The sequence below is a fragment of the Paenibacillus sp. FSL K6-1230 genome (genome assembly GCF_038002385.1).
GTDB lineage: Bacteria > Bacillota > Bacilli > Paenibacillales > Paenibacillaceae > Paenibacillus > Paenibacillus massiliensis.
The window spans coordinates 2,825,019-2,838,980 of record NZ_JBBOCK010000001.1 but is presented as its reverse complement, the minus strand read 5'-3'; the positions used below and the strand labels follow the sequence as shown (position 1 = coordinate 2,838,980).

Annotated in this window: 1 protein-coding gene (cut by a window edge); it reads right to left on the bottom strand. The window is 52.8% G+C overall.

Features of this window, described 5'->3' with window-relative positions:
- Positions 1 to 13,962: the start of a non-ribosomal peptide synthase/polyketide synthase gene (locus tag MKX74_RS12500; RefSeq protein ID WP_341178583.1), read on the bottom strand. 29,967 nt of this gene lie to the left of the window's left edge; the window shows 13,962 of its 43,929 coding nt (coding positions 1–13,962); it begins with the start codon at positions 13,960 to 13,962; the stop codon falls past the left edge of the window.

Below are 13,962 nucleotides of genomic sequence, written 5' to 3'. Positions count from 1 at the left end.
AATCTCCAGAACTCCGTCTGTGACGATACCACCTACATCAAGCATATATTTCATCTCTGTCCGTTCACTCACGGCTGCACCGATCGAATATGGAGACATGCGTGTGTTACTGTTGCTCAGATCCTGATCGAATTGCCCCAGATAGTTGAAGCTAATCTGTGGCTCAGCGTAGCCTGCACCAGAGACACCTCTACCTTCGCTTTGACGGAGGTCTGTCCCGGCTTCAGTCAAGTATCTCCATATGCCATAACCGATACCTTTATTTGGAATATGGCGGAGACTCTCTTTGACTTGCTTGATGCGTGCAGAGAGTGTTGAATCACTGGCTGCATCCAGCAGCACTGGATATTGAGTCGTGAACCAGCCTACCGTGCGAGATACATCCATACCAGCGAGAATGTCCTCACGTCCATGACCCTCTAAGTTAATCAGGCTTCGCTCATGGCCAGTCCAAGCTTGCAGCGTCATCCCAAGTGCGGTAAGCAGTAGATCATTCACTTCTGTGTTGTAGGCACGATGAGCTTGCTTGAGCAGTTGCTCCGTCTGTGGCTGTGTCAGCTGTACTACGACAGTATCTGTGTCAGCCAGGGTAAATGCTCCTTCAACTTCATCATCCACAGGCAGCTTCGCTTGATTAGCCAGCGCTTCAGCGTTGAGTCGCTCCCAATATTCCCGTTCACTCACCATAGCCTCACTTTGGGCATACTTAGCAAGCTGATGGGACCATGTACGGAAGGAATCTGTTTTGTACGGAAGCTGTAAGGCTTCCTGCGCGATAGCCTGCTCATATACAGTAGCCAGGTCCTCGAACAAAATACGCCAGGATACGCCGTCCACGACCAAATGGTGAATGACCAGCAACAGATGATCCCCGTCAGCACAACGGAACAAACCTGCTCGGAAGAGAGGTCCTTCATCCAGATTTATACCACTTTGAATGCTATCGGCTTTGGCCTCAATCGCTGCTCTGAGCACAGCCGAATCTGAGACATCCCTAAAGTCTGCAACCTCGAGATGGAATAGTTCACCCTCGTCTATGCCGCGATTTTGCACACTATAGCTGTGATCATGCTTGCTGAATACCATCCGCAACGCATCATGATGCTCGGCCAGCTTCGCAAGGGCCTGAAGTAATGCTCCCTCATCAAAGCCCTGATCCCGATGCAGCATAACCGCCTGATTGAAGTGATGATCATCCGGTTGCTTCTGCTCCACGAACCAATGTTGGATTGGCGTGAGTACGACTTCTCCTGTCACTACTCCCTGATCTGCTGTATGCCGCTCTGCGAGACGGAGCTGTGGTGCGAGATCCTTGATCGTCGGATATTTAAACAAATCCTTCATGTCCATCTTGTATCCAGCTTGCAATAAGCGGGAGGCTACCTGAATCGCTTTAATAGAATCGCCGCCCAGCTCGAAGAAATGATCAAGTATGCCAATTTGTCCACCACCGAGCACAGCGCTCCACACCGTGGCCAGAGCTTGTTCAGCCGCTGTGCGTGGAGATACATAAGCTGTGCCGCTAGACATGCCGCCCTCCGGCGCAGGCAGGGCTTTGCGGTCTACTTTACCGTTCACAGTCAATGGAATCCGCTCTACCTGCATAAAGTAGGATGGCACCATATAGGCAGGCAGCTCCTGGGAAAGCACCTGTCTAAGCTCTCCAATATTGCAGGCCTGATTCGAGGTGAAGTAAGCACAGAGCATTTTCTGCCCATCTTCATCCTCGATCACCAGCACGACCGCCTCACGAATATCTACCATTCGCAGGAGCTTCGCCTCTATCTCACCCAGCTCAATCCGATAACCACGGATTTTCACCTGCTGGTCCATACGTCCGGCATACTCCAATGTGCCATCCTCACGCCAACGTACGAGATCACCTGTGCAATATAGACGTTCTTCAGTTCCTTCATCCGCTCTCGCTGCCCAAGGATTCAAGCGGAATTTCTCGCTCGTCAGCTCAGGGCGGTTCAGATAGCCACGGGCTACGCCGTCACCACCCACGACCAACTCACCCCAAGCACCGATAGGCTGCAAATGAAAGCCTGCATCGACGACATACGCCGTAGAATTATGGATCGGACGACCGATTGGAACAGCATCATGCTGTAGCTCGTCGATGCGGTATGTCGTCGAGAAGGTCGTATTTTCCGTCGGGCCATAGCCGTTAATGATGGTCAACCCCGGATGATGATCCAATACCCGGTTAATGTGCGGTACGGAGAGAACATCCCCGCCAACCAGCAAGTACTTCACAGCTCCGAACAATTCGACATCCTGCTGGGAAAGCTGGTTGAATAAAGGCGCCGTCATCCACATGGTCGTAATGGCATGCTCGCGAATGCTCGTCTTCAGCTTGGCTGCATCCAGCAGTGTGTCCTGATCTACCAACACCAGCTGACCACCATTTAACAATGCCCCCCAAATCTCAAACGTCGAAGCGTCAAATACGAGCGCTCCCGTCTGCAGAATCCGTGTGGATTCATCCAGCGGCACATAATCCGTATTGCACACTAGGCGCACGACACTGCGATGCTCAACAACGACGCCCTTAGGCAGACCCGTAGAGCCTGATGTGTAAATAATGTAGGCTGCGTCATGGCTGGAAGTGTTCAACTGCAGATTCGCTGTATTCTCACTATTCCATGTATCTTTACTATTCGAGATATCTGCACCATTCGCTGCGTTTGCACTACGGGAAGCTTCATCATTCAGTTCGACGATCTGTCCCGTAAATCCGGTCCAATCATGCCGCTCTAGTAGTGCCTCCTGCGCGAGCAGCAGCCTCGCTCCCGAATCCTCCAGCATATAGCGAATGCGCTCCTCTGGATATTGAGGGTCAATCGGCACATACGCACCGCCTGCCTTCAAAATCGCCAGCGTGCCAATCAGCATATCCAGCGAGCGTTCAGCCAGCAAGCCGACTGGCTCGTCAGCCTGTACTCCAGCCAATCGCAACGTATGTGCCAAGCGGTTGGCTGACTCATTCAGCTCACGATAGGATAACGATTGCTGCCCATACACGGCTGCCGTCTTCTCAGGCACACGCGCAGCCTGCTCCTCGAACAGCCCATGAATGGACTGATGACGTGGGTACGCTGTGGCTGTGTTGTTGAATACTTCACGAATTTGAGACTGTTCAGCAGCAGTAATAAGCTCCAACTCGTCTATGCGAGCTTGCGGATTCAGCGCAATCTGCTCCAGCAGACGTGCAAAATGTCCATGCAATCGCTCAATGCCTGCTTGATCGAAGCTCAGCGCGTTATACATAAAGCGAATCCGGATTGCTTCGCCTGGCATCACAACCACGTTCAGATCATAATTTGTTTGCTCTGTAGCAACGACGTTCGAGATTGTAAATGCGTCTTCTCCATTGCCACCAAGCTGCTCGACCTGTTGCTCCACTGGATAGTTTTCAAAAACCATAATGTGATTGATAAGATCCTGCTTCTGCTCCGTAAGGGACTGAATCTCATACAGCGGGAACGCATCATACGTATTGGATGCAAGTGCCTGCTCCTGTACGCGTCTCATCAGCGTGGCAAAGCCTTCGCCTGTTACCGTCTGAATGCGAACCGGGATCGTGTTAATGAACAAGCCGATCATCTGCTCCACGCCCGGGATATCGCTTGGACGACCTGACACGACGCTGCCGAACACGACATCAGTGCTGTTGTTGTACTTTTGCAGCAGGACGCCCCATACGGTCTGAATCAAGGTATTAATCGTGACTTGATGCTGCTTGGCAACTCGTCCAATTTGCACGGCCAGCTCTGGCTGCAGATCACACTCCAGCTCACCCGCTGCATATTCTTTCTGGCGTACTGAGGTGGACTGCACCTTTTGCTGTGGCAGCATAACCTGCTGCTCATAGTCAGCCAGATATCCGCTCCAGTATTGACGGGCCTCCTCACGATCCTGGCGCTCCAGCCATTCGATAAAGCGACTGAATGGTGTGACTGGCGAAAGCATCGGCTCCTGGCCCGCACGCAGGGCAAGATAGGTACCGAAGACTTCCTGTGTCATGAAGGACAAGCACCAGCCATCCATTAGAATATGATGGAAGCTCCAGATAAAGTGGTATGCTTCATCTCCAGTCTGTAAAATGGATACCCGAATGAGCGCATCCGCATCCAGACGGAATCCCTTGGCCTTGTCTTCACCCGTATAAGCTTCTACACGCGCCTCACGATCAGCAACTGACAGTTCACGCAGGTCCTCATAATATAGCTGTCCACTACGGCTGCGGAATACAGCCTGTACAGGCTCGTCCTTCCACAAGCTAATAAAGTTCGTCCGCAGCGCTTCATGGCGTTCAATCAACAGGTCGAAGCTGCGTCCGAAGGCCCCCACATCAAAGCGTCCGTTCAGCTCAAAGGTAGCCTGCTCGAAATAAGCTCCTGAATCAGCATCCATCAGGCTGTAGAAGAGCATCCCCTTCTGCATTGGCGTCAAGGCATACACATTCTCCAGTTCGCCGAGCTCACGTGTATCCTCGACCAGTTGCTGCAGCTCATCCATCGTTACGTTATTCAGCAGTACATCACTTGGCGTCAGCACCGTTCTGTCCTGTGCAACACAGTGAAGAATAACTTCACGCAGACTGGAGACCAGGTGCTCTCCAAGCCGCTCCATCGTCTCCTGACGGAACTGGGTGCTACCATACCGGATCGTGAATACAAGCTCGCCGTCCTCAATCAACCCGTTGATATCCAGTGCAAAATCCATGGCCGCCTTGGTACTCACTGGCACACCAATCGAGTAAGACGAAGGCTGCAGAGCACTGCCTTTGTAATCCTGATCGAATTGCCCCAGATAGTTGAAGCTAATCTCTGGCTCAATCTGGAGTAATCCGCCAGTTGGTGTGGTTGCTGAATTGGACAGGTAGCGCAGAATGCCATAGCCGATGCCTTTGTTCGGGATTTGGCGCAGACCTTCCTTGACCTGCGTAATCAGACGCGCGATATTGGCGTGACCAGCCCCTGCTCGACTAGAAGCAGCACTGACGTTCAATACAACAGGGAACTGACTTGTGAACCAACCGATGGTGCGCGTAACATCCATATCTGGCAAAATGGATTCCCGGCCGTGACCCTCCAGATTAATTAACACGCGCTCCGATCCAGACCAGTCGAACATAGCCTTGCCAAGAGCACTCAGTAGCAGATCATTCATTTCTGTGCTGTATGCACGATGGGCCTGTTTGAGCAGCATGTCAGTCTCCTGCTTCGTCCAGCGTACCGTAATGACCTCGCTATCCCCCAGTTGTGCTTTGGGCTGGTCAAAGTCCTTCGGCAATGCCTGCACAAGCTTCGCTTCCGCTTGCTCGATATGCTGCCAGTACGCAAGCTCCTGCTCCATCGCTGCGCTGTTGGCATAAGCCGACAGCTGCCCGGCCCAGGTCTGGAATGAATCACTCTTATGCGGAAGCTGAATAGCCTTCTCTTTCTTGCCCGCCAATGCCTGCTCATAGCCAGCTGCAACGTCCTCCAGCAATATCCGCCAGGATACTCCGTCCACCACCAAATGATGGATGACAATCAGCAAATGATCCCCTTGCGCGCACTGGAACAGACCCAGCTTCACAAGCGGTCCTTCGCTTAGCTGAATACTCCCTTGAATCTCTGTTGCCTTGGTCTCGACAGCTAATGCTTCATCAGCTACACCCAAGAGATCTACAATCTCCAGCGTATATAGCACGCCATCGTTAGTCTCACGGTTCCAAGCCTCATAACCATGTTCTGTATCGCGGAAGACGGTACGCAGCGCATCATGATGCTGGACAATCCTGTCCATCGTATGCCGCAGTGCGTCTACATTAAAGCGTTCAGCCCGGTAAAGCAGCATAGCTTGGTTGTTGTGATGCGGCTCTGCGGGCTGCTGCTCGAAGAACCAGCGTTGAATTGGTGTCAGCTCTACCCGGCCCTTGGCATCCTCTTGGCTGGCGATCTTACCGTCGGTACGCAACAGAGGACTGAGTGATATGACTGTCGGATGGCTGAACAGGTCCTTCATCTCCATCCGGTACCCAGCCTGCAGGAGTCGTGACGACACCTGTAGCGCCTTGATGGAATCGCCACCTAGCTCGAAGAAATTGTCCTGCGTACCGATGGCTTCCATGCCCAGTACACCTGCCCAAATCTCTGCCAATACCTGCTCCACCGCTGTGCGTGGTGCAACATAGGCTGCACCGGTATGGATGCTACCCTCCGGCTCCGGCAACGCCTTGCGGTCAATCTTGCCGTTCGCCGTCAGTGGAATGGCCTCTAGACGCATCAAGCGTGCAGGCACCATATGCGCAGGCAATCCAGCCTCCAGCTCGGCTTGAATATGCTGGCTGTTCACCTCTTGTTCGCTCGTAAAGTAGCCACATAGATATTTGTGTCCACGCTCATCGGTACGATCGATCACCACGGCTTGGCGTACGCCAGCTACCTGTAGCATCGCTGTCTCAATCTCACCCAGCTCGATCCGGTAGCCACGAATCTTGACCTGATAATCCATCCGCCCAATGAAGTCCACGTTGCCATCCGGCATCCACCGCGCCAGATCCCCCGTGCGGTACAGTCGTTCCCCTGGTACATACGGGTTGTCTACGAACTTCTCCGCCGTGAGGTCCGGACGACCGAGGTAGCCACGAGCCACCCCGATACCACCGATGCACAGCTCACCCAGTACACCGATGGGTACCGGACGCAGCTGACTGTCCACAATGTAGAAGCGGGCATTCAGCCAGGCCTGACCGATCGGCACATGGCCACTGGCTGGCAGCTTCGTCAGCTCTTCGTCGTAGAAGCTGGAGTCAATCGCAGCTTCCGTGACCCCGTAGCTATTGATGATGCGCATCTGTCCACCGAAGCGCTCCTGCAAGTTGCGATAATCGCTCACACTACAGCTATCCGAGCTGGTGATCAACAGCTCCATGCTGCTCATGTCCAGTCCGTGCTCATGCACATGCTGCATGAACGGCACGATCAGAGCAGGCGTCGATTCGAATACCGTAATCTGATAATCCCGAATCCAGCCATACAATCGGCTCGGATCGATCCGGTCGTCCTTCGGACAGATGACCATCGTGCCACCATTGTAGAGCGTGCGCGCAATATCCCCGACGAACACGTCGAAGGAGAAGCTCGCCAGCTGAAGCAGCCGCACCGGGAATTCGCTCAGTCGGTAATCCCGACGATAGGCTGCTGCCGTATTTACCAGACTGCGATGCTCAATCATGACGCCCTTCGGACGTCCGGTTGTACCGGAGGTGTAGATCACATACGCCAGATCCTGCGGCTCGTTGATCCACTCCAGGTTGCTGTCATCCCCGGCATAGAGCGACTCGTCATCCAGCTCCAGCACCCGGCGCAGACGTAGCTCATCTGCCGCCTTGGACTCGGAATCAGCCCCCGATGCTTCCTGCTGCTCCTGAGACTTATCTGCTATCCCCAACTCGTTAGATGTCGACAGACCTTGTTGAGCTAACAGTTCTTGCTCGGTTAATAGTTCCTTCTGTGCTAACAGTCCCTTTTGCGTCAGCAGAACCGTTGCCCCGCTATCCGCCAGCATGAAGCGAATACGCTCAGACGGATAGTCTGCATCTAGCGGCACATACGCTCCGCCAGCCTTCCACACCGCCAGCACACCAACGAGCATATCGACAGAGCGCTCACTCAGGATACCGACGATGGATTCACGCCCGATGCCATTGTCGCGCAATCGACGTGCGAGTTGGTTCGCCCTTTCATTAAGCTCACGGTAAGTAAGCTGCTGTCCCTCGTACACGACAGCTACATGCTCAGATATGAGCTTTGCCTGCTGCTCCACATATGGATGGAACAAGCCCGCAACACCTGTCGTATCCAGCCCTTCGAGTACGCCAACAGAGGCAAAACCGTCAAGGATGCTAGCTCTTTCATTAACCGTCACCAACTCCAGATCATCAACCCGGGTGTGTGGACTACTAATGACTTGTTCCATGACGTACACCCAATGCTCGGCAATCTGCTTGATCGCTGAGCGGTCGAATACGAGCGCATTGTATTCGAGATGAACATGGATATTGTCGCCAGGTACAATCGTAATGTTGAAATCGTAGTTCGTCTGCTCTGACATGGACGCATTCGCAATGGTGAAGCCGCCCGCATCTCGGCTGCCCATTTCCTCCATACGCTGCTCCACAGGGTAATTTTCGAACACCATTATATGATTGACGAGGTCCTGCTTTTGCTCAGTCAGAGCCTGAATTTCATACAGTGGATATGTCTCATAAGAGCGGGAAGCGAGTGCATGCTCCTGAGTCCGTTTCATCAGCTCTACGAAAGTTACTTCTTCCTCACTATGAATGCGCACTGGGACGGTATTAATGAACAAGCCGATCATTTTGTCGATACCTGGGATATCTGCCGATCTGCCAGATACAACGCTGCCAAATACCACGTCACGACTATTGTTATAGCGCTGCAGCACCACACCCCACGCAGCCTGTAGCAGCGTATTGACAGTCACTTGCTGCTGCTTGACCAGTGAATCCATCTGCTGTGTCAGCTCACGACCTAGCGTGAAGGACAGCTTGTTTGCTTCGTAGCCCTTGGCTTGAGCATCCAGCACCTTCGCCTGTGGCAGTGTAGTCTGCTGCTCGAACCCCGTGAAGTAATCACTCCAGAATCGTTCTGCCTCCGTATTGTCCTGACGCTCCAGCCATTCGATATACTCACTATACGGGGTAACCGGAGCAAGCTCTGGTGTGCGTCCTGCCAGCACATCAAAGTACGTATTGAATGCTTCCCCGACAATAAGGAACAAGCACCAGCCGTCCATCAGAATATGATGGAAGCTCCACACAAAACGGTAGCTCTCCTCATCCGTACGCAAGACAGACACTCTCATTAGCGCCCCTGTGCTAAAGTCAAAGCCCTCAGCCTGATCACGCTTCGCATACTCAATAATATAGTTGCTCTGCTCTGACTCTCCCATAGAACGAAGATCCTGGAAGCGGAAATCCGCCGCCTTATTGCGATACACCACCTGCAAAGGCTGCTCATGCCAGCCGCTATAAAAGTTCGTCCTGAAAATCTGGTGGCGTGCCACCAATTGATTGAGACTGTGCGCAAAAGCCTCGACCTGGAAGCTGCCCTGCAGCTCAAATGTCGCCTGCTCAAAGTACGCACCGGATTGCGGCTCCATCAGTCCATGGAACAGAATCCCCTTCTGCATCGGTGTCAGGGCATAGATATTGTCCAGCTCACCCGCTGCCGCAGTCTGGGTCACAATATGCTCCAGCTCTCCAGCCGTCAGTCCCTGGAAAGACAGATCGCTCGGCGTCAGCTCCGGCACTTCCTTGCCGACACAATGTGCCAGCACATGCTGCAAGCTTGTCTGAAGCAGCTCCGCAAGCTGTTTGATCGTTTTCTTCATAAAAGTCTTACTGCTATAGCTGATCGTCAGCTCCAGCACCCCACCTGAGATCATACTGTTCAGATCCAGTGCATAGCGCTTCGTCAACGTATCGCTAATGGACGCACCGCTGGAATAGGTGGACATACGGAAGGCACTATTGCTCAAATCCTGGTCGAATTGCCCCAGATAGTTGAAGCTAATCTCTGGTTCGATCATGAACGCAGGAGACTTCTGCCCCTTCTCGTTGCTTTGTACCGCTTCCTGCTCGCCTGCCTGGGAGGACAGATAGCGTAAAATGCCGTATCCAACCCCTTTTTGTGGAACGCGGCGCAGCCCTTCCTTGACGCGTTTGACACACTGACCTACATCCTGGCCCTCACCCAGATCCAGTACGACCGGGAATTGACTGGTGAACCAACCAACGGTACGTGTAATATCCACATTCGGCACTATGGCTTCACGGCCATGGCCCTCCAGATTGACCAGCACCTGACTGAGGCCTGCCCACTCATGAATAGCGATGCCAAGCGCAGTCAGCAGCAGGTCGTTAGCCTCTGTATTGTATGCACGGTGAGCCTGCTTCAGAAATTGCTCTGTCTCCTCCGCCGTCCATGTCACGGTAAGTGTACGATCGTCACGCAGCTGCGGCTTGGCAGCCGATTTGCGCACATAATCCTTAGGTAACTTGGCCTCAGCTGCTTCGGTCCGCTCAATTCCTTGCCAATACGCACGCTCTTTATCCAAGGCTGCACTGTGCGCATACTGTTGCAACCCATCTGCCCACATCTGGAACGAATCGGTCTTGTTCGGCAATTGGACAGACTCTCCCCTTACAGCCTGCTCATAGCCCGACGCCAGATCCTCCAGCAATATACGCCAAGACACCCCGTCAACAACCAAATGGTGAATAGCAATCAGCAAATGGTCTCCGTCCGCACAACGGAACAGACCTAATCTTACCAATGGGCCATTCTCCAGCTGGATGCTGCTTTGAATATCGCTAGCTTTCTCCTCCAGTAGTCGAGCAACATCCGCTTGGCTTGACACGTGGGTCAGATCGACTACATCCAGATTGTACGCTTCACCATCCTGTATACTGCGATTCCAAGCTTCATATCCGCCATCATTAGTCTGTCGCAAGACGATCCGCAGTGCATCATGATGCTCGACTACTTGCTGGATAGCCACTCGAAGAGCCGCTTCGTCCATATGATCCTCACGATGCAGCAGCAAAGCCTGATTGTAATGCTCAGGGTTCGCAGGCTGCTGCTCAAGGAACCAATGCTGGATTGGCGTTAACGCTACCGCACCTGTCACTTCGCCTTGATCCGCAATACGAATCACCTGCTGCACCCGTCCACTCAGCTCGGCAATCGTCGGATACTGGAACAGCTCTCTCATTTCCAGCTTGTAGCCATTTTGCAGCAATCTTGAGGACACCTGAATAGCCTTGATGGAGTCACCACCCAGGTGGAAGAAGTTATCCAGCACGCCGACCTGCGGAATACCCAACACAGACTGCCATATTGACGTCAATACACTCTCGACAGCATTGCGGGCAGCGACGTAATCCTGACCTGTGTCGATACGTCCCTCTGGTTCAGGCAGTGCACGGCGGTCTACCTTACCATTTGGAGTTAGTGGTAGCTGCGGGAGTTCAACAAAATACGAAGGTACCATATAAGCCGGTAGCTCTTGACTGAGCGCACTACGCAGCTCATGCATGGTAGGTGCTATCACTGTATCTCCATCCTCAGTAGCCTTCAGCACAACATACGCACACAGCTGCTTTTGCCCCTGGTCATCCTCTCGTGCCACGACCACGGCTTCATGCACAGCCTCCAGCTTCAGCAGTTGGGCCTCCACCTCACCTAACTCGATCCGATAGCCACGAATCTTGACCTGCGCGTCGATCCGCCCCTTGTATTCCAGCGTTCCATCAGCACGCCAGCGCACGAGGTCACCCGTCCGATAGCAGCGCTCACCGCTGCGGAAGGGACTATCCATGAATTTCTCTGCTGTCAGGTCTGGTCGGTTGCGATAGCCGCGGGCCACACCGTCTCCTCCGACGAGCAGTTCCCCCCACGCTCCGACAGGCTGCAGCTGTAGAGCACGATCCACGACATACGCAGTTGAATTCGTAATGGGGCTACCGATCGGCACCGCTTCTGTCTGCTCACCTAAAATCGCATGCGTAGTCGAGAAGGTCGTGTTTTCTGTCGGTCCATAGCCGTTGATCAGCTTCAGCGACGGATGGGCTTTCAGCACACGATTTACATGGGGCACAGACAGTACATCCCCACCAATCAACAGCTCCTTCAGCCCTGCGAACAGCTCTACATCCTGCTGGGACAGCTGGTTGAAGAGCGGTGCTGTCAGCCACATCGTGGTAACCCCATGACTGCGTACAGCTTCCTTCAGCTTAGCCGCGTCCAGAATAACATCCTGGCTAACCAGCACGAGCTGGCCACCATTCAGAAGCGAGCCCCAGATCTCAAAGGTGGACGCGTCAAAGACAACCGCTCCCGTCTGCAGAATACGCGTATCTTCACTCAGCACAGCATAGCTCGAATTCTTCACGAGCCGCACGACATTACGATGCTCGACCATAACCCCTTTTGGCTGACCTGTCGTTCCTGAAGTGTACATTAAATAAGCCAATCGACTGCCGAAGGCTACATCCTTTTCTAGTCCCTGATCGCTCATGGTCGAAAGATTGTTATGGTCATTTTTCACATGCGAATAATCGGTATATTCCATATGTTGACGCCCTGCTTGTGCTTCATCCAGCGTATACGCACCCTCTTGAGCATCCACTCCATAGATGGTTACGTCGCTCAGATCCAGCACTATTCCATCGTAATCATCTGGCTGTTGCTCCGCACGTTGTACCAGCAGTAGCTGCGCCTCGGAATCTGTCAACAGATAGCGGACCCGCTCAGACGGATAATCCGGATCGATCGGTACGTAAGCACCGCCTGCCTTGAGAATAGCCAGCATGCCCACGATCATATCCGCCGAGCGGTCAGCAACGATACCCACGGTCTGCTCCGCCGTCACGCCATAGCTGCGCAGTGTGTGCGCCAATTGATTGGCTTGCTCATTCAGTTGCCCGTAAGTCATTCGCGTGCTGCCAGAGACAATCGCGATCTGACCTGGGATGCGCTCAGCCTGTTCCTCGAATAGCTCGTGAATGCCTGCGTCCTGCGGATAGTCTACAGCTGTCGCATTGAATACATTGAGGATTTCAGAGCGTTCCTCTTCGCTGCTCAGCGACAATTCTTCAATACGCTTTTGCGGACCAGCTACCATGTGCTTCGCTACGCTGAGGAATTGACGGATGATTAGTGCAATCTCCTCCTCGCTGAACAGCTCCATACGATAATCCAGATAGAGCACGAGTCGATCATCATCCAGCATTTCGACCATATGCATATCAAAGTCATTCACGGTATCACCGCAGAAATCATTGAGTACCTGCTGCAAGGCTTCGTCAAAGCGTGAGAAGCTCAGTGTACGATATTGAATCGTCACGCCGAACAGGCGCTGAAGGTCCATATTGTTCTGCTGCTCGCGCAAATCCTGAATAATCTTGTTATAAGGATAGCGCTGATGTCTAAGGATGGATGACTGCTCCTTGCCGACACCCTGCAGGAAGCTCAGTAATTCTGCCTCAGGCTCGACCTGCAGCCGCGTCGCCACGGTGCTCACGAACATGCCTACTGTATCTTTCTCCTTCTTGGAAGTCCGGTTCGCATATAGCGTACCTACCGTCAAATCCTGCTCGCCCGTCACCTTATGCATGTAAATATACAGAGCAGCCAAGAAGAATGTGAAGATGCTGGTCTTATGCTCTTCGCAGAAAGCCTTGACCCCGCGATACAGCTCATCCTCCAGCACAACACTCTCGCGACGCGCAGTAGTACCTAAAGTAAGTGGATTGTACGATTTCAAGCCGGTGATTTCCGGTACATCAGCGAATTTCTCAGTCCAATAGGCCTGATCCTTCTCATAGCGGTCCGATTGCTCGTAGTTTTGCTCTACCTGAATAAAATCCAGATAGGCATTTTCTTTAGCTGCGGTATCTTGACCATGTACAATATCTATGTAATGACCCGTAATTTCATTAATTGCCTGATTCATCGATACGCCGTCGGAGACGATATGATGCATTTTGAAATTGTACCAGGTCTCCTCCGCATCAAGCTGTAAGATCGCGAAGCGATATAATTGGGATTCCAGTACCTTGAAGGGCTGTGGATTGTGCTGCTGAACCCATGCCTCAGCTTCTTCAGAAGTAACCTGGAGCGTCTCAATCTCCTGCTCGGCAAATGGAATTACGTGCTGGTAAGGGACGCCATCCTGCTCCGTGATCCTGATGCGGAATGAATCATTGTTTGCTACGACTCGGTTCATCGCTTGCTGCAATGCATCTATACGAATTGCTCCCTGAATTTTGACTGTAGCGATAATGGTGGAGGTATTACGCTGGGGGTACAGAAGCTCCGTATACCAAATACGCTGCTGTGGCTGGCTTAATGGAAACAGTTGAACATTGTTCTGTGTCAT